This window comes from Streptomyces sp. NPDC006450 (assembly GCF_040612195.1).
In the GTDB taxonomy this organism is placed as follows: domain Bacteria; phylum Actinomycetota; class Actinomycetes; order Streptomycetales; family Streptomycetaceae; genus Streptomyces.
Genome location: NZ_JBEXPT010000083.1, coordinates 11,874 through 29,925 on the forward strand (window position 1 = coordinate 11,874; position 18,052 = coordinate 29,925).

Consider the following 18,052-nt stretch of genomic DNA (forward strand, 5'->3'; position numbering starts at 1 on the left):
CTCACAGGCTGGCGTGGCCCGGCGTAGCGTGGGAAGGGTTTCGAGTCCACAGCGCGAAGTGTGGAAGGCGGGCCCCGACGATGGGCGCAAGCAAGGAGATAGACGGGTCGGCGAGCGTGGCGGCCTTCTACGGGAAGGAGTTGCGTTGGAAGCGGGAGAAGGCTGGCCTCACGCTTCAGCAGACCGTGGCGGGCAGCTTCTACGGCGTCAGCTACTTGAGTGAGATTGAGCGCGGCCACCGGCGGATGCCGGAGGATCTGGCGAGGCACGTCGACCATGTCCTGAAGACGGACGGGTTTTTCGCGCGATGCTGTGAGGACGTACGCAATGCGCGCAAGAGTCTCGTCGCGCCGTATTTCCAGGATGCCTTCGAGCTGGAGGCGGCAGCGCAGGACATTCAGGAGTGGAGCCCCATGCTCCTCCCGGGAGCTCTCCAGGTGGAACCGTACATTCGGGAGATCATCCACGCTTTCAACCCCACGGACGACGAGGCGGAGATCGCGAGGAAGGTGGCCTTGCGGCGTAGCCGTGCCTGGGTGTTCGAGGAGGGGCCGGTGTCGTGGGTCGTCCTGCACGAGTCGATCCTTCGGGATCCGATCATCCCCGACCAGGTCATGGCGGAACAGCTGGAGCACATCGCCGCCGTTGCGCGGCGCCGCCACTACGTTCCACAGATTCTTCCGTGGAACGCGGGGGCGCACCCCTTCATGATGGGATCGACCTTGCTCATGACGTTCGGTGCGGCCCCACCGGTCATGTACACGGAAGGCATGTACAGCGGCCAGCTCATCGACGATCCGGGCATCGTGGGGCAGTACCAGCAGGCGTACAACCGCCTCCGGGCAGCCGCGCTGCCGCCCAAGACATCTCTGAAGATGATTGAAGACGCTGCAGAGGACTTCGCAAATGGCACCCATGCGAGACGACTTGAGCGCCGCCAGTTGGCGCACGAGCAGCTACAGCACCGCCCCGGAGGGGCTCTGCGTCGAGGTCGCTGACGGCATCCCCGGCCTCGTCCCCGTCCGGGACTCCAAGGTCCAGGACGGGCCCGTCCTCATGATCGGGGCCACCGCCTGGGCGGGCTTCGTTACGGGGCTGAAGTCCCACTGACCGGAACTCGACGCACCCGCAGGCCGCCGCCTCGGTAGGCTTCGGGCCATGTACGGCTACGACCAGAACGTGAGCGCGGGGCAGCAGGGCTACGCCCAGCCCCAGCAGGGCTACGCGCAGCAGCAGCCTCAGCAGCCGCTGTACCCCGAGCCCTCGCCGCCCTCCCTCGCGGACGCGGTACGCGCCTTCACGACCGGGTCGCTGTCCGCCGAGGACTTCCAGCAGATCTTCGCCTCCTCGAAGGTCTACTGCCCGCGCGGCGACACCCCGGGCTTCCTGGCACTGCACAACACGCAGCAGCCGGTCATCCCGATGTTCACCACGCTCAAGGAGCTGCGCCGGTACGCCGGCAAGGAGTCCAAGTACTTCGTGATCACCGGCGCCGAGGTGATCGACCTGCTGCCCACCGGCTACGGCTTCGTCCTCGACATGGAGGGCGACCACCGGATGGTCTTCGACGCGAAGGCGGTCGAGCAGATGGTCGACTTCGCCATGCGCCGCATGTACGGCTGACCACCGAGAGCCGGGCTGTGCCGCTAGGGGGGCTGCCATGCTGCGCGTCCACTTCGAGGCCGAGGACCTGCTCAACGTCACCTTCGCGAGCGAGCCCCTGCCCCTGGTGGAGCTGGCCCTCGCGCTCGTCGCGGCGCAGCGTACCGATCAGCAGGCGGTTTTCGGCCGTTGGCGGGGCCTTGCCGCGCGGGAGCTGCCGGGGCGGGTGCGCCCGCTGTTCGACCTGCTGCGTCCCGACGGAGACAACCCCCACTTCGTGGAGCCGTACGCGCGGAGCCTGGAGGAGGGCCTGGCCGTCATCCGGGACCGGATCCCCTTCCTGACCCCGGAAGGGCTGGCCCGGGCCGCCACCCGTGCGCCCGGGTCCCCGTCGTGGCTGCGCGCCCTGTGGGGGCAGGACCGGGAGGCCCGGGAGCAGCTCGACTCCGCGATCCGGTCCGCGTACGACGTCCTCATCGCCCCGCACTGGCCGCGGATCCGGCAGTCCTTCCAGGCGGACGTGGCCTGGCGGACGCGGTTGCTGGCCGCGCACGGGATCAAGGCGTGCCTGGCGAGCACGCACCCGGCGGCCGACTGGTCGGGCCTCGTCTTCGAGGTGGGCCGGCCGCCGGACTACGAGGTCCGGCTCGGCGGGCGCGGGCTGGTGCTGATGCCCTCGCCGTTCTGGACGGGCCGCCCGCTGCTGGACGACACCCAGGAGGGGACGTACGTACTCCTCTACCCGGCGCTGACCCCCCTGCCGCTGGTGTCCCCGGACCGCGCGGACGGCGCGCTGGACGCGCTGCTGGGGCGGACCCGGGCCGCCGTGCTCCAGCTGCTGATCGAGCAGCGGACCACGTCCGAGCTGGCCCGGGACCTCCACATCAGCCTGCCGTCGGTCTCGGAGCACACCCGCACCCTGCGCGCGGCGGGCCTGATCACCACGGCGCGGGACGGCAAGGCGGTCCTGCACTCCGCGACGGCGCTGGGCGTGGACCTCCTCCACAGCGGCGGCTGACCTTTCAGGAGCGGTGGCGGAGCCGCCAGAAGACGGCCGCCACCGCGGCCAGCGCGACGGCGAGGGCGCCGTACGTCCACAGGAGGGCGAGGTCGGGGCGGTGGGCCAGGGATGTGCGGATGCCACCGAAGGCCAGGGCGCCGATCGCCTGGGCCGCGCCCTCCACGCCCCCGAACCCCGTCGACCAGCGCAGCAGCAGGCAGCAGGCCAGGCAGAGGACGCCCCAGGTGGCGAGGTAGGGCCAGGGCGAGCCGGGGAGCGGTTCCAGCGGGAGGCCGGTGGCCGCCCACCGGTAGGAGGCGTACCCGAGGGCCACGACGGCGGCCGTGACGGCGGCGGACCAGCCCAGTGCGGCGAGCGCGGTCCGCGGCTTCCCGTGCTCGGTGCCCGTCTCCGCGCTGGGCTGCGTGCCGTCGGCCTCGTTCGTCGGGGTGGTCACTGATCGGGCTCCTGCCATGCGGGGTGCGTCGGTCCGTACGTATCGATCATGAGGACGCCCGTCCGGGACCCCTGGTTGTCCCGGACGGCAAGGGCCCCCGCACTCCGCGACGGCGCTGGGCCCGGACCTCCTCCACAGCGGCGGCTGACCTTTCGGCCACCACCGAAACCATCGCAGTGTCGGCCGCGAGTCCCGAATATCAGTGCTGCGGGGGAAACCCGCTCCTACTGACAGGGGGACTGTGATGGCACGGACGTCCTTACGCACGAAGCTCGCGGCAGTGGCGGTCACGGGGGTGATGGCGCTGGGTACGGGGGTCCTGGCGGCATCGCCGGCGCAGGCAGCCGGGTGTGCTTCCGGTTCCGCCTGCATCTACGGGGGCGCCAACTGGAGCGGTGGCGTGACCAACTCGTACTCGGTCAAGAAGGTCTACAAGCTCTACAACCAGAACGGCGTCCACACGGTCTTCAACAACCAGACCGACGGCTGGAAGTTCATCCTGTGCCGTGGATCGAACGGCGACTACTGCGACTGGGAGTTCGGCGCCGGCTCGTGGTGGGACGTCGACCTGACGCCGTACAACTCCGTCATCGTCACGCCGTAACACCTGTAGGGGCAGCCGGGCGGCGGCGGCCGCCACGACTGCCGGATCCCGATCCCGATCCCGACCTGAGGAGACAGTGATGACCCGTACGACTTCCACCACCCGTAAGGCGCTCCGCGTGAAGGCGGCCGCCGTGCTGGCCACGGTGGCCCTGGCGGTGGGCGTGGGCGCCCTCGCTGCGGCCCCGGCGCAGGCCGCCACGGCCCACGTGTGCCGCTACGCCGACCCGGCCTGCAACGGCTGAGCGACCGGCGCACACTGAACAACGGGCCCCGGGGGAATTCCCCCGGGGCTCCTTCTGTTCTGTCGGGTGGCAGAAAGTTCGGGTTTCAACTAAACTCGACGCCAGAAGGAGGTTCCGACCATGCCTGCAGTGACTGTGGAGAACCCGTTGACGCTCCCGCGCGTCGGGGAGCCGACCCAGGAGACGACCGCCCGCAAGGTGCTGGCCGTCACGACCGCCCCGGGTGGCTTCGAGGGCGAGGGATTCCCGGTGCGCCGTGCGTTCGCCGGGATCAACTACCAGTACCTCGACCCGTTCATCATGATGGACCAGATGGGCGAGGTGGAGTACGCGCCGGGCGAGCCCAAGGGCACCCCCTGGCACCCCCACCGCGGCTTCGAGACCGTCACCTACCTGATCGACGGAACCTTCGTCCACCAGGACAGCAACGGCGGCGGCGGAGTCATCAACGGCGGCGACACCCAGTGGATGACCGCAGGTAGCGGTTTGCTTCACATCGAGGCCCCGCCGGAGTCGCTCGTCCTGTCCGGCGGGCTCTTCCACGGCCTCCAGCTGTGGGTGAACCTCCCGGCCTCCGACAAGATGATGCCCCCTCGCTACCAGGACATCGGCGGCGGCCAGGTCCAGCTGCTCTCCACCCCGGACGGCGGCGCCCTGCTCCGCGTGATCGCCGGTGAGCTGGACGGCCACCAGGGCCCCGGCATCACCCACACCCCGATCACGATGATCCACGCGACGGTCGCACCCGGCGCGCAGATCACGCTCCCGTGGCGCGAGGACTTCAACGCCCTGGCGTACGTACTGGCCGGGCGCGGCTCGGTCGGCGAGGACCGGCGGCCCATCCACACCGGGCAGACCGCGGTCTTCGGCGAGGGCGGCTCGCTGACGCTGCGGGCCGACGAGGGCCAGGACTCCAACGCCCCCGCGCTGGAGATCGTCCTGCTCGGCGGGCAGCCGATCCGGGAGCCGATGGCGCACTACGGGCCGTTCGTGATGAACAGCAAGCACGAGCTGCAGCAGGCGTTCGACGACTTCCAGGCGGGCCGGCTGGGCCGCATCCCCACCACCGCGCGGACCGGCCTCGGCCACCGCGGTACGGGTGAGGCCGACACCGAGTAGGAAGCCCGGGGTCCTACCTGGACGCGAGTACGTCACCGGCCGGCCGGGCGCGAGCCCGGACCGGCCGGAGGTGTCTGTCCGTCCTCAAACCCCGTTCGGACGGCGAGGGCCCTTCAGCAGATCGACCAGCCGCGAGCTGCTGTCGGCGCCGAAGCCCGCGGCGACACCGCGGCGGTACAGGTCGGCGTGCGCGGTCAGGATCCCGGTGTCCACACCGGAGTCGGCGGCGGTGTGCAGGACGTGCTCCACGCTCGCCGCGCACATGGCGAGGCGCTCGTACGTGCCCTCGTGCGCGTCCGCGTCGATCAGCGGGGCGGAGCCCTCGTAGAAGCCGCGCATGGTGTCGGCCGTGTAGCCGGCGTACGGCACGATGTCCGCGGCCGTCAGGCCGTTGGCCCGCGCCACGGCGAGTGCCTGGTACCAGCCGGTGTACGCGGTCCAGAACATGATCATGTTGAGCTGGTAGTAGAGCTGCGCGTACCCGGCGTCGGCGCCCCGGTAGTCGGTGGTGGCGAGCACGTCGAGCGCCGCGCGGTGCTCCTCGTAGACCTCCTCGGGGCCGCTGACGAAGGCGGACGAGCCCTCCTGGCCGATGCCGCCGGGCGGGACGTTGACCCCGCCCGTGAGGTACGAGGCCCCGCGCTCCTGCGCCCAGCGGGCGGCCGCCCGGGCCTTGTCGGGTACGTCGGACGACAGGTTGGCCAGGACCCGGCCGTCGAGGTCGGCGTCGCCGAGGGCCGTGTACATGGCGTCCACGTCGATGAGGCTGAGCACGGTCAGTCCGCTCGCCGCGACGGCGTCGGCGGCGCTGTCGGCCCGGCGTGCGCCGCGTGCCACGAGCTCGGTGTCCTTGCCGGGGCTGCGGTTCCAGACGGTGACCTCGTACCCGGCGTCGAGGTAGGCGGCGGCCATGGCCCGGCCCATGGGGCCGAGTCCGATGACGGTGACGGTGGCTGCTCCGGTCGAAACCTGGTTCATGGCAGAGCTCTCCTCGGGTCGATGCCTGCGGGGCTAGAACGAACGCTCTATCCAGCGCTCGGAACGAACGTAACACGACTAGAACGAACGCTCTATCTAGATCCCGGGGTAAGGTTCCTGGCATGGCGGCAGCAGAGGTGAAGACGGTGGCGGACGGACTCGGGACGCGGGAGCGGCTGGTCCGCACGGCATCGCGCCTCCTCCAGCACGGCGGATACGAGAACACGCCGGTCAAGCAACTCGTCCGCGAAGCCGAAGCCACCCTCGGCTCGCTCTACCACTTCTTCCCCGGAGGCAAGCAGGAGCTCGCGGTCGCCGCGATCCACTTCGGCGACGAGGAGTTCGCCGAGCTGCTCCGCTCCGGTCTGTCCGCGCACGCGGACGCGGCGCAGGCCATGGCGGCCGTCGCGGAGCTGCTCGCCCGGGCGCTGGAGGAATCCGACTGGCGCGACGGCTGCCCGGTGACGACCACGGCGCTGGAATCGGTCGGCCGCCTGCCGGAGCTGCAAGCGGCCTGCGCCCAGGCCTTCACCCACTGGCAGGAACTGGTCGCCGCGAAGCTCCTGGCCTGCGGCCACCCGGAGGCGGAGGCGCGCGACCTGGCGGTCACCGTGATCAACACCCTGGAGGGCGCCGAGATGACCTCCCAGGTCACTCAGTCCCGGACCCCGCTCCTCCTGGCGGGCCGCCACCTCGCACGCCTCGTCTCCTCGTACGACTCGTACGCGGCCTGATCCGTTCGGAGGTCCGTCAACGCTCTCGCTGCCGAGTGCGGCGCCGGCCCGGCTCGGGGCGGTCAGGGGGATGAGGCTCAGGCCTCCGCCGCGTACCGGGACCGCAGCTCCGAGACCACTCCGAAGAACGCCGCGGTCAGCGGTACGGCCAGCAGCATCCCGAGAACGCCGGCGACGCTCGCCCCGGCCGTGATCGCCAGCATGACCACCGCCGGGTGCATCTGCACGGTGCGGCTCTGCACCAGGGGCTGGAGGATGTACCCCTCGATCATCTGGACCGCCAGCACCACGCCCAGCGCCCACAGGCCGATCACCCAGCCGCGGTCGGCGAGGGCGACCAGGACCGCCACGGCGCCGGAGAGGAAGGCGCCGAGGTAGGGGATGTAGGCGGTCACGAACACCAGGGCGGCCAGCCCCACGGCGCCGGGGACCTGCAGGATCAGCAGACCCGCGCCGATCAGCACGGCGTCGACCAGGGCCACGAAGGTGGTCCCGCGCATGAAGCCTTCGACGGCCTCGTACGCGCGCCTCCCCATCGCCTCCATCAGATCGCCCGAGCGGCTCGGCACCATCGAGCGCAGCGTGCCCACGGCCCGGTCGGAGTCGCGGAGGAAGAAGAAGATCAGCACCATGGCCAGCAGGGCCGTCGCGATCATCGCCGCGACCACGCTGAGCCCGGTGACCACGCCCGAGGCGGCCGTTCCGCCGAAGGTGGCGAGCAGGTCCTTGGAGTTCTCGGCGACGTCCTCCAGGGAGGTGCCGAGCGCCCCGAAATGCTGCGCGAGGTCCGCGCCGGCCTTCCGCAGGGAGTCGATGATCTCGTCGCCGGTCGCGAAGAGCGCGAGGACGACGATGTAGGCGGCCCCGCCGACCACGGCGGCCACGGTCAGGCAGGTGAGGGCGGCGGCGAGCGAGCGGTTGACCTTCATGCCGACCAGCCGCCGGTGCATCGGCCCGAGCAGGGCCGTGCCGAGCACGGCGAGCAGGACGGGCGTGACCACCGTCCGGAAGACGGTGCACAGCCATACGACGAGGGCGAGGACGGCGGTGGCGAGGAGGATGACGACGCACCAGGCGGCGAGTCGGCGTACGGGCTCGGGCAGCAGGGGAGTCGTCGGCACGGCCCATACAAACACTCCGCGTGGTGGCCCCGGCCGCGCCCCGCCGGGGAACGCGGCCGACGGCGCGGGTGCTACGGGTTGACGATGACCTCGTCGACGCGGCTGGAGGCGGCGAAGTGGGTCCTGTCGGTCTCTTCGTAGCGGGCGGTCCAGGAGCCGGTCCGGTCGGCCGTGAAGGCCTTCGTGAAGGTGCCGTCCGCGGCGGTCTCGGAGGAGCCCATGACCTTCCACGTGGTGCTTCCGGCCGGGCGGAAGTAGTAGTGGACGGGCTGGTAGCCGAAGGGCTTCCACGTCAGGTCGGAGCGGGTGAGCCTGCCGGTGACGGTGAGCTGCTGCCCCTTCTTGACCGGCTCGGGCGAGGCGTTGAAGTCCGGGATGGCCGTCATGGTCCGGGCGACCTCGACGGCGGGGGTGACCGAGCCGTGGATGGCGGTCGTGCCGGCGCAGCGCAGGCGGATGTGGCCGGTACCCGGGTAGGGCAGCGTCGTGGAGATGTTCGCCGTGGTGTTGCTGCCGGCGTCGGTGGGGACGTTCAGGCTCTTGCGGGTGGTCCAGCCGGTCTTCCCGTCCACGGAGTGCTGGACCTCCACCTTCAGCGAGGTGGTGCCGGCCGGGATCTCGGCGCGGTCGAACAGGGCGTTCACGCTCACGGTCTTGTTCTTGTCCACGGCGGCCCCGAAGCCGGTGAACCGGGTGCCGGCCGTGGTGTTCACCGCCACCTGCCGGCCGCTTCCGTACAGCCAGGGTGAGTTCTCGACGACCGTCCACGGGGCGTCGCTCAGGAACATCGGGGACGCGGTGAAGCGGCCCGCGGTGTCCGTGAGGGGGCTTTCCGGGCCGGCCGAGATCTTCATGCGCGCGGGTGCCGGCTTGTAGGTGCCGTCGGGAGACTTCCAGGTGACGGCGCCGCTGATCTTGCCCCGCGTTCCGTAGGCGCCGGTCTGCGTGGGGGAATCCAGGGCGATCCCGGCCCTCATCCGGTTCACGTCGGCTCGCGCGGTGTCCAGCCTCTTGACGCCGTTCACCGAGGCCGTGAGGGTGACGGGCACGTGATGGCTGCCGGACTGCCAGCCGTTCTCGTAGACGGGCTCGTCGCCGGTGAGCGTGAGCTTGGACGTGAAGCGGCCCTGTGCGTCGGCGACGATCGACGTGGTCGCCCCGCCCAGCTTGACCGTGAGCGAGCCGCCCGCGTACGGCTTCTTCGAGGAGTCGCGCGGGTCGTGGATCTGGACGGTGCCCGAGACCACCGTGTCCCTCTTCGCCAGCGACACGTCCTCCGCGGCAAGGCCCTCGAAGACGGGCGTCAGCTGGTAGTCGAAGGTCCCGCGGTCCTTGTGGAGGAGGGTCTCGCCCTCGGTTCCCGTGTACTCCACGTCCACGACGTACTGGCCGAAGGCGGCGAGGCGGACCGGGCCGGTCTCGAGGGACATCTCCCACACGGGCGTGTCCAGGTCGCACATCTCCACGCAGTGCGTCGACGAGGTGAAGCTCGTGAGGGTGGCGACCGGAGTGGACGTGCCCTTCGCGCGCACGTGCACCTTGAGGCCCTCGGGCCGCTCCGAGATGTCCTGGGGGACGGGGAAGTCGAGCCCGATGCCCGAGCTGTTCGCGTAGGTGCGGAACGTCGGATAGGGGTCGGCCGCGTGGGCGGCCGTGGGCGCGGCCAGCATGGCGCCCAAGGCGGTCGCCGTGCAGAGCACGGCGCTGATGCGCTTCTTCATGTGTCCCCCAGGGATCCGCTCAGCGATCGATCACTGGACCGACCGCTGAGGAGACCGCTGACCCCGCCGCTTGGTTGTACGCGGATGCGCCCTAGGGCTCACCGGGCTTGGACTGTTCGAGGAGGACGAACCAGGTGGACTTGCCCTCGCCGCGCGGGTCGACGCCCCAGTCGTCCGCGAGCATCTCCAGCAGCAGGACGCCCCGCCCGCTCGACGCCATCTCCCCGGGGTGCCGCTTGTGCGGCAGTTCGTCGGAGGCGTCCGCCACCTCCACCCGCAGCCGGCGCGAGCCGAGCTCGCCCACCGCCTCGGCGATCAGCAGGGCGTCCCCGTCCGTGTGGACCAGTACGTTCGTCAGCATCTCGGAGACCATCAGCACCGCCGCGTCGACCTGCTCCGGGTCCGCCCAGTCGTGCAGCAGCTCCCGGATCTGCTGGCGGACCCCCGCGACCCGCTCCGGCTCCGCCTGGGCGACGGTCGTCATGGTGCGCCGGGCCGGCCGCACCGGGTGCAGCAGCGGGGTCTCGCAGCCGCAGCCCGCGCCCTCGCGGCAGAGCAGGACGACGGCGATGTCGTCCTCGCGCCGGTCGGCCAGCGGACCGGTGGTGTGGTGCGAGGACGGGCCGTGCACCGCCTGGACCATCAGGTCGGCCAGCCGTTCCAGGTGGCGGGGCTCCGGGTCCCCCGGGCCGGGGGTCTGCGACTCCAGGATGGCCCGCAGCCGGGCCCAGCCCGTGTCGAGGTCGTGGCCGCCCGTCTCGATGAGCCCGTCGGTGCAGAGCATCATCGTCTCGCCGGGTTCCAGGGTGAACCGGGTCGTCGGGTAGTCGGTGTCCGGCACGATGCCGAGCGGCAGTCCGCCCGCCGTGGGCCGCATCAGGACCGTGCCGTCGGCCATCCGCACCGCCGGGTCGGGGTGCCCGGCGCGGGCCACCTCCAGCAGGCCGGTCTGCGGATCGCACTCCACGTAGAGGCAGGTCGCGAAGCGCGGGCTCCGGAAATCGGAGTCCCCGCTGCCCCCGCCCGTGTCCGGGCGGCCCGTGTCCGACCCGGTGTCCTGCTCCGAGCACAGGCCCGCCAGGAACCGGGAGGCGCGCGAGAGCACCGCGTCGGGCCGGTGGCCCTCGGAGGCGTACGCGCGCACCGCGATCCGCAGCTGGCCCATGAGCCCGGCCGCCCGTACGTCGTGGCCCTGGACGTCGCCGATGACCAGCGCGAACCGTCCCGACGGCAGCGGGATCATGTCGTACCAGTCGCCGCCGACCTGGAGCCCGCCGCCGGTCGGCACGTAGCGCGCGGCGAGGGTCATCCCGGGGATCTCGGGGCCGAGCTGGGGCATCATCGACCGCTGGAGGCCGGTGGTGAGCTCCCGCTCGGATTCGGCCACCCCGGCGCGCTGGAGGGCCTGCGCGAGCATCCGGGCCACCGTCGTCAGGACCGAGCGCTCGTCGGGGGAGAAGGTCACCGGGTGCTTGAAGGCGGCCATCCAGGCGCCCATGGTCCGTCCCGCGACGATCAGCGGCAGGAAGGCCCAGGAGATCCGGTCGAAGCGCTGGGCGAGCGGCCAGGTGGCCGGAAAGCGCCGCTTGTAGTCATCGGGGCTCGGGAGGTAGATCGCCCGCCCGGTACGGACGACCTCCGCGGCCGGGTAGTCGGTCCGCAGCGGCATGTCCGCGAAGGGGCCCTCGTCCCCGGGATCGTGCCCGTGGTGCCCGATGATCGACAGCCTGTCGCCCGACACGCCGAAGACGGCCAGACCGTCCGGGATGAACCCGGGCATGGACAGCGAGGCCGCCACCCGCAGCACCTCGGCGGTGGAGCGGGCCTCGGCCAGCGCCCGCCCGGCGTCGAGCAGGAACGCCTCGCGCGAGCGGCGCCAGTCGCCGGTGATGGGGGTGTGCACGGCCGTGGTGCCGGGCTGGGCCTCGGCTATCTCCTGGATCGTGCCGATCAGCTCGTAGTCGAGGCGGCCGTCCGGGGCGCGGTTCTCCAGCGGCTTCGAGCGGCTGCGTACGGTGCGTAGCACGCGCCCGTCCTCGTCCATGATCCGCAGTCGGGCCTCGGCGAGGGTGCCCTCGGCGACCGCGAGGTTCACGATGCCGTTGATCTCGTTCCAGTCCACCGGGTGGAAGCGCGAGCGCACGGCGACCTCGGGCAGCGCGACGGGTTCGGCGGGCAGCCCGAGCAGCCGGGCGGCCTCGCTGTCGAGGGTGACCGTCCCGGAGGCGTTGTCCCATCGCCACAAACCGGTCGCGATGGCGGCCAGGACATCCTCTGTGCGCACCCGGTCATCTTTACAGGTCATCCGCCTGACGTGCCTGTTCACCACCCCGGGCGAGCGGGCCCGCACGGGCTCGTGCCCCGGACGGTAACCTTGGGACGGTTGAATCCACCCTGATATCACGTAGAACTGGATGACTGATGCATCGGTACAGGTCCCACACGTGCGGCGAGCTCCGAGCCTCCGACGTCGCCTCCGACGTCCGGCTGAGCGGCTGGCTGCACAATCGTCGAGACCTGGGCGGCATCCTCTTCATCGATCTGCGTGACCACTACGGCATCACGCAGCTCGTCGCCCGTCCCGGCACCGCCGCGAACGAGGCGCTCAGCAGCGTCACCAAGGAGACCGTCGTCCGCATCGACGGCAAGGTCGTCTCCCGCGGCGCGGACAACGTCAACCCCGAGCTCGCCACCGGCGACATCGAGGTCGAGGTCACCGCGGTCGAGGTGCTCGGCGCCTCCGCTCCGCTGCCCTTCACCATCAACACCGACGACGGGGTGAACGAGGAGCGGCGCCTGGAGTACCGCTTCCTCGACCTGCGCCGCGAGCGCATGCACCGCAACATCATGCTGCGCTCGGCCGTCATCGCCTCCATCCGCTCCAAGATGGTGGCCCTCGGCTTCAACGAGATGGCGACGCCGATCCTCACCGCGACCTCCCCCGAGGGCGCCCGTGACTTCGTCGTCCCGTCCCGCCTGAACCCGGGCAAGTTCTACGCGCTCCCGCAGGCGCCGCAGCAGTTCAAGCAGCTGCTGATGATCTCCGGCTTCGACCGCTACTTCCAGATCGCGCCTTGCTTCCGCGACGAGGACGCCCGCGCCGACCGTTCGCCGGGCGAGTTCTACCAGCTCGACGTCGAGATGTCCTTCGTCGAGCAGGAGGACGTCTTCCAGCCCATCGAGCGGCTGATGACGGAGATCTTCACCGAGTTCGGCAAGGGCCGCCCGGTCACCTCCCCGTTCCCGCGGATCCCCTTCCGCGAGTCGATGATGAAGTACGGCAACGACAAGCCCGACCTGCGTTCCAAGCTGGAGCTCGTCGACATCACCGACGTGTTCGAGGGCTCGGAGTTCAAGGCGTTCGCCGGCAAGCACGTGCGCGCCCTGGCCGTCCCGGACACCGCCGCCCAGCCGCGCAAGTTCTTCGACGGCCTCGGCGAGTACGCGATCTCCCTGGGTGCCAAGGGCCTGGCCTGGGTCCGCGTCGGCGAGGACGGTGCGCTGACCGGCCCGATCGCCAAGTTCCTCACCGAGGAGAACGTCAAGGTCCTCACCGAGCGCCTCGGTCTGGCCGCCGGCCACGCGGTGTTCTTCGGCGCGGGGGAGTTCGACGAGGTCTCCAAGATCATGGCGGGCGTCCGCGTCGAGGCCTCCAAGCGCGCCGGGCAGTTCGAGGAGGACGTCTTCCGCTTCTGCTGGATCGTCGACTTCCCGATGTTCGAGGCGGACGAGGAGACCGGCAAGATCGACTTCTCCCACAACCCCTTCTCCATGCCGCAGGGCGGCATGAAGGACCTGGAGGAGAAGGACCCGCTCGACATCCTGGCGTGGCAGTACGACATCGTCTGCAACGGCATCGAGCTGTCCTCCGGCGCCATCCGCAACCACGAGCCCGAGGTCATGCTGAAGGCCTTCGAGATCGCCGGTTACGAGGCCGAGACCGTCGAGCGCGAGTTCGCGGGCATGCTGCGGGCCTTCCGCCTCGGCGCCCCGCCGCACGGTGGCATCGCCCCGGGCGTGGACCGCATCGTGATGCTGCTCGCCGACGAGCCGAACATCCGCGAGACCATCGCCTTCCCGCTCAACGGCAACGCGCAGGACCTGATGATGGGCGCGCCCACCGTCCTGGAGGAGTCCCGCCTGCGCGAGCTGAACATCGCGCTGCGCAAGCCGGTGGAGACGAAGACCGGCGAGCCGGTCGACAAGGCCGTCAAGCCCCACCAGTAAGCCGTCCCATGAAGAAGAGCCCGGGATCCGTACGGATCCCGGGCCCTTCTTCTGTTGCTCCTAGAACGTCTCCAGCAGGCCCTTGAGGAGGGCCGCCGAGGTCAGTTCGGCCGGCGCGGGGCCGGCGTGGAAGAAGCCGGCGTTGTCGGCGTCCAGCTTGCGCAGGAAGTCGAAGGCCTTGGCATCGTGCTCGCCGAAGGCGACGAACTGCCAGTGGATGCCCGGGGCGGTGGTGGCCGCCTCGGCCAGGGCCGCCTTGGCCGGCTGCCGGTTGTCGGGGGCGCCGTCGGTCTGGAAGAGGACGAGGGCCGGGCCCTCGCCGCCGTCCTTCTGATAGCGCTCCACGACGGCCTCGATGGCGACGTGGTAGCTGGTGCGGCCCATCCGGCCGAGCTCCGCGTGGCGGGCCTCGACCCAGGCCGCGTCGTACCCGTCGAGGGACAGGTCGGCGGCGCCGTCCAGCTCGGTGGAGAAGAACACCGTGCGGACGGTGGCCTCCTCGTCGAGGTGCGCGGCGAGGGCGAGCGCGTGGTCGGCGAGGTGCTGGACGCTGCCGTCCTTGTAGAACGGGCGCATCGAGCCCGACCGGTCGAGCACGAGGAACACGGTGGCGCGGGCGCCGGCCTTCCCCTTGGTGCGCAGGACCTGTCCGGCGGCCTTGTACGCGGCCGCGAGCGGGGGCGCTTGCCGCTTGAGGGCGGCGAGGGAGTGCGCGGGGCCGCCTTCGTCGGCGTCGGCGGTGACGGTGACGACCTCGGCCTCGGCATCGGCCGGGGCGGGGGCGGGCTTCGCGTCGGCTTCGGCTGCCAGGGGCTCGGCTTCGGTGATGATCTCGGCGTCGGCCGCTACGGGCTCGGCTTCGGTGATGACCTCGGTCTCGGCCGCTACGGGCTCGGCTTCGGTGATGACCTCGGTCTCGGCCGCCAGGGGCTCGGCCTCGGCGGTGTCCGTGTCCTGCGCCTGCGGCGCGGCGGCCACGGGCTCGGCCTCGGCGGCTGCCTGCGGCTCCGCCTCGGTCTCGGTGTCCGCTTCCGGGGCGGCTACGTCGGCCTGCGGCTTGGCGTGCGCCTCGGCGGCGGGCTCCTCCTCGGGCGCCGCGGCCAGGGCCGGTTCGGCCTCCGCCCCGGCGGCGAGCGGCTCGGCTTCGACCACGGGGGTGGCTGCCTCGGCTTCGGCTTCGGCTTCGACTGCGGCCCCGGCCTCGACTGCGGCCTCCGCTTCGGCCTCGGCCGCCGGAGCGGCGAGCGGCTCGGCTTCGGCCCGCGCCACCTCGGCTGCGGCCTCGGGCTCGGTTGCGTCGGCCTCGGCCTCGGCCTCGGCCTCGAGCGGCTCCGGGTCCGTGGTGGCTTCCGGGGTTGCCTCGGCGGCCTGTTCGGGCTCCGCCTCGGCTGCGACGACCGGGGTCTCGTCCTCGGAGACCGGTTCCGCTTCGGCGGCCACGGGCTCCGCTTCGACGGCGGCCGGGGCCGTCGGGGACGGCGCCGCGGGGGTGACCGGCGAACCTCCGGTGGAGGAGCGGCGGGCCTCCGGGACCGTGGGGTCCGGGTTGGGGGCCGGGGCCGGGGCGGTGAGCACCGTGCCCGGTTCGAGGTCCCGGGGGGTGGACTGCGGGGGAACAGTGGGGTTGTCGAAGGAGGCGGCGACCAGCTCGGCCGCCGCGTCCAGGGGGGTGCGTTCGGTCTGGCTCGGGAGGGCCGCCGAAGTGGTGCCGGTCGTCTCCGGAACCGATTCAGAGGTCCGTCCGAACACCTTGCGCAACAAGCTCCGAATACCCATGGGCCAGGCCTTTCGCATGAGTGCGTGCGTCATTTGTCCGTGCTGCGCGGTAGATCCCTGCCCAGAGTGGACACGTAAGGTTATCGGCCCCTTGGCTGGAACTTCGGGAGGGGCACCTTTCGTGGCGCCCTCTGCTCAAACACACCCGATCCGCCCCCGAACTGCCGCCCCGACGTGCCGGATTCACCGGGCGTTCATCCAGCGGCCGCCGCTTCGGTGCAACCCGCCCATAGCGTCACCGACGGATTGTTCCGACACGTTGTCGGGGACCGTGCATCTACGGAGGACACTCGTGCGCAAGCTCCTGCCGCTCATCGGCACTTCTCACGGGGGCGGCCGTTCCGCTCTCACCTGCCGCTACCGGTGCGGCGACGCCTGCTTCCACGAGGTGCCGAACACCAGTGACAACGAGTACGCCGGGGACGTCATAGCCCGCGCCTACTCCCGCCGCGCGATGCTCCGCTCCGCCGCCGTCGTCACGGTCGCCTCGGCAGCCGGTACCGCCCTCACGCTGAGCGGCAACGGCTCCTCCGCTTCCGCGGACCCCACGGTCGAGGCGCAGCGCGCCGGCGCCGCCGGGGTCAACGCGGAGGGTGCCCGCGGTCTGCGCTTCAAGCCGGTCGCGCCGAACACCGCCGACCAGGTCACGGTTCCCGAGGGCCACGAGCACAACGTGGTCATCCGCTGGGGCGACCCGATCGTCAAGGGCGCTCCGGGCTTCAATCCGGACAAGCAGACCGCCGCCGCCCAGGCCGGCCAGTTCGGCTACAACAACGACTTCCTGAGCCTGCTCCCGCTCGGCGGCGACTACGAGCGCCAGCAGCTGCTCGTGGCCAACCACGAGTACACGGACGAGCAGCTCATGTTCAAGGCGTACGACGCGGCCAACCCGACCCGCGAGCAGGTCGAGATCGCCTGGGCCGCGCACGGCCTGTCCGTGGTCGTGGTCCAGGAGGACCACCGCAGCGGCAAGCTGACGGCCGTCAACCGCCACCGCCTCAACCGCCGCCTGACCGCCACCAGCGCGTTCGAGCTGACCGGTCCGGCCGCCGGCTCCGACCTGGTGAAGACCTCGGTCGACGCCACCGGCACGAAGGTGCTCGGCACCCTCAACAACTGCGCCGGCGGCACCACCCCGTGGGGCACCACGCTCCACGGCGAGGAGAACTTCAACCAGTACTTCGGCAACGCCGGCCTGGTCACCGACCCCACCCAGGCCGCCCGCCTGAAGCGCTACGGCGTGACCGCAGGCGCCACCGAGCGCAAGTGGGAGCGGTTCGACAAGCGCTTCGACGTCGCGCAGGAGCCCAACGAGTCCCACCGCCACGGCTGGGTCGTCGAGCTGGACCCGTACGACGTGAACTCCGTCCCGCGCAAGCACACCGCGCTCGGCCGCTTCAAGCACGAGGCCGCGCAGCCCCGCCTGACCGAGGACGGCCGCCCCGTCGTCTACATGGGCGACGACGAGCGCTTCGACTACTTCTACAAGTTCGTCTCGTCGAAGCGGATGAAGAAGGGCGACTCGCGCGCGGCGAAGGAGCACAACCTCACGCTGCTCGACGAGGGCACCCTCTACGTCGCCAAGCTCACCGGCGACACCCCGGCCGCAGAGGTCGACGGCTCCGGCAAGCTCCCCACCGACGGCGAGTTCGACGGTTCCGGTGTCTGGATCAAGCTCCTCACCTCCTCTCCCCAGGGGAACGTCTCGCACGTCGAAGGCATGACGGCCGAAGAGGTGTCCGTCTTCACGCGCCTGGCCGGCGACAAGGTCGGCGCGACCAAGATGGACCGCCCCGAGGACGTCGAGCCGTCCCCGCGCACCGGCCGCGTCTACATCGCGCTGACGAACAACACGGACCGCGGCAAGCCGGGCAAGGAAGGCGCGACCGAGGCCAACCCGCGCAACCTGAACAAGCACGGCCAGATCCTGGAGCTCGCCGAGAACTTCGACGACCCGGCCGGCGACGGCTTCGCCTGGCGCCTCTTCCTGGTCGCGGGTGACCCGAACGACCCGGCGACCTACTTCGCGGGCTTCCCGAAGGACAAGGTCAGCCCGATCTCCTGCCCGGACAACGTGGCGTTCGACCCGCACGGCAACCTGTGGATCTCCACGGACGGCAACCAGCTCGGCTCGCACGACGGCCTGTTCGGTGTCGCGACCGCCGGTGAGCGCCGTGGTGAACTGAAGCAGTTCCTGACCGTCCCGCGCGGTGCCGAGACCTGCGGCCCGATCATCCAGGACAAGCGCGTACTGGTCGCCGTGCAGCACCCGGGCGAGATCGACGGCGCTTCCGTCGAGAAGCCGCAGTCGGTGTGGCCCGACGGTCCCGGCAAGATCGTCCGCCCGTCAGTCGTGTCGGTCTGGCGCAAGGACGGCAAGAACATCGGAGTCTGACGCCTGACGCCTGAGCCGAGGTGAGTTGACCCGAGGGGCGCCGGTGGATGTTTCACGTGAAACATCCACCGGCG

General features: G+C 71.1%; 16 protein-coding genes. 10 read left to right on the forward strand and 6 right to left on the reverse strand.

Annotation, left to right across the window (positions count from 1 at the left end; all coding sequences use genetic code 11):
• The first annotated feature begins 80 nt into the window (after window positions 1–80).
• The 4 genes from ABZY57_RS22645 to ABZY57_RS22660 are packed head-to-tail and all read left to right on the forward strand — an operon-like array spanning window position 81 to window position 2,620.
• A complete protein-coding gene (locus ABZY57_RS22645; protein ID WP_356514636.1) occupies window positions 81–998 on the forward strand; it encodes a helix-turn-helix transcriptional regulator in 918 nt (305 codons plus the stop codon).
• Window positions 907–1,110 carry a DUF397 domain-containing protein gene (locus tag ABZY57_RS22650; protein WP_356514638.1) on the forward strand — a complete coding sequence of 68 codons (204 nt, stop codon included), beginning with the start codon at window positions 907–909 and terminating at the stop codon, window positions 1,108–1,110. Before ABZY57_RS22645 ends, ABZY57_RS22650 begins: the two co-directional genes overlap by 92 nt.
• A 48-nt stretch (window positions 1,111–1,158) precedes the next feature.
• Window positions 1,159–1,623 (forward strand): SseB family protein, encoded by a 465-nt coding sequence (locus ABZY57_RS22655; RefSeq protein WP_254382277.1) that lies wholly within the window; start codon window positions 1,159–1,161, stop codon window positions 1,621–1,623.
• 37 nt (window positions 1,624–1,660) lie between these two features.
• Window positions 1,661–2,620, forward strand: coding sequence for a winged helix-turn-helix domain-containing protein (locus ABZY57_RS22660; RefSeq protein ID WP_356514640.1), 960 nt, complete (start codon window positions 1,661–1,663; stop codon window positions 2,618–2,620).
• Between the two features lie 4 nt (window positions 2,621–2,624).
• Here ABZY57_RS22660 and ABZY57_RS22665 read toward each other — a convergent pair whose 3' ends face one another.
• A complete protein-coding gene (locus tag ABZY57_RS22665; RefSeq protein ID WP_356514642.1) occupies window positions 2,625–3,059 on the reverse strand; it encodes a hypothetical protein in 435 nt (144 codons plus the stop codon).
• A 280-nt stretch (window positions 3,060–3,339) separates the two neighbouring features.
• Between ABZY57_RS22665 and ABZY57_RS22670 the strand changes: the two genes are divergently transcribed.
• From ABZY57_RS22670 to ABZY57_RS22680, 3 genes are all read left to right on the forward strand, one after another.
• Entirely contained in the window at window positions 3,340–3,663 is a 324-nt protein-coding gene (locus ABZY57_RS22670; protein WP_356514644.1) for a hypothetical protein, read from the forward strand.
• A 79-nt stretch (window positions 3,664–3,742) separates the two neighbouring features.
• Window positions 3,743–3,907: a hypothetical protein gene (locus tag ABZY57_RS22675; protein WP_356514646.1), complete on the forward strand. Its 165-nt coding sequence runs from the start codon at window positions 3,743–3,745 to the stop codon at window positions 3,905–3,907.
• A 120-nt stretch (window positions 3,908–4,027) separates the two neighbouring features.
• On the forward strand, window positions 4,028–5,026 hold the full coding sequence (locus ABZY57_RS22680; RefSeq protein WP_356514648.1) for a pirin family protein: 999 nt from the start codon (window positions 4,028–4,030) through the stop codon (window positions 5,024–5,026).
• A gap of 84 nt (window positions 5,027–5,110) precedes the next feature.
• On the opposite strand, the gene ABZY57_RS22685 is transcribed toward ABZY57_RS22680, so the two are convergent.
• Window positions 5,111–6,004, reverse strand: coding sequence for an NAD(P)-binding domain-containing protein (locus ABZY57_RS22685; protein WP_356514650.1), 894 nt, complete (start codon window positions 6,002–6,004; stop codon window positions 5,111–5,113).
• 122 nt (window positions 6,005–6,126) lie between these two features.
• Here ABZY57_RS22685 and ABZY57_RS22690 point away from each other — a divergent pair, with 122 nt between their 5' ends.
• Window positions 6,127–6,738 carry a TetR/AcrR family transcriptional regulator gene (locus tag ABZY57_RS22690; protein WP_356514652.1) on the forward strand — a complete coding sequence of 204 codons (612 nt, stop codon included), beginning with the start codon at window positions 6,127–6,129 and terminating at the stop codon, window positions 6,736–6,738.
• 77 nt (window positions 6,739–6,815) lie between these two features.
• Here ABZY57_RS22690 and ABZY57_RS22695 read toward each other — a convergent pair whose 3' ends face one another.
• The 3 genes from ABZY57_RS22695 to ABZY57_RS22705 all read right to left on the reverse strand — a co-directional run bounded on the left by ABZY57_RS22695 (window position 6,816) and on the right by ABZY57_RS22705 (window position 11,864).
• A complete protein-coding gene (locus tag ABZY57_RS22695; RefSeq protein ID WP_356514654.1) occupies window positions 6,816–7,859 on the reverse strand; it encodes an AI-2E family transporter in 1,044 nt (347 codons plus the stop codon).
• A gap of 71 nt (window positions 7,860–7,930) precedes the next feature.
• Window positions 7,931–9,580, reverse strand: coding sequence for a hypothetical protein (locus tag ABZY57_RS22700; protein ID WP_356514656.1), 1,650 nt, complete (start codon window positions 9,578–9,580; stop codon window positions 7,931–7,933).
• 91 nt (window positions 9,581–9,671) lie between these two features.
• Window positions 9,672–11,864: a SpoIIE family protein phosphatase gene (locus tag ABZY57_RS22705; protein ID WP_356514658.1), complete on the reverse strand. Its 2,193-nt coding sequence runs from the start codon at window positions 11,862–11,864 to the stop codon at window positions 9,672–9,674.
• Between the two features lie 137 nt (window positions 11,865–12,001).
• Here ABZY57_RS22705 and aspS point away from each other — a divergent pair, with 137 nt between their 5' ends.
• Window positions 12,002–13,807: an aspartate--tRNA ligase gene (gene aspS / locus ABZY57_RS22710; RefSeq protein ID WP_356514660.1), complete on the forward strand. Its 1,806-nt coding sequence runs from the start codon at window positions 12,002–12,004 to the stop codon at window positions 13,805–13,807.
• 60 nt (window positions 13,808–13,867) lie between these two features.
• On the opposite strand, the gene ABZY57_RS22715 is transcribed toward aspS, so the two are convergent.
• Entirely contained in the window at window positions 13,868–15,583 is a 1,716-nt protein-coding gene (locus ABZY57_RS22715) for a VWA domain-containing protein (protein ID WP_356514662.1), read from the reverse strand.
• 292 nt (window positions 15,584–15,875) lie between these two features.
• Between ABZY57_RS22715 and ABZY57_RS22720 the strand changes: the two genes are divergently transcribed.
• Window positions 15,876–17,978, forward strand: coding sequence for a PhoX family phosphatase (locus ABZY57_RS22720; RefSeq protein ID WP_356514664.1), 2,103 nt, complete (start codon window positions 15,876–15,878; stop codon window positions 17,976–17,978).
• Window positions 17,979–18,052: the final 74 nt, after the last annotated feature.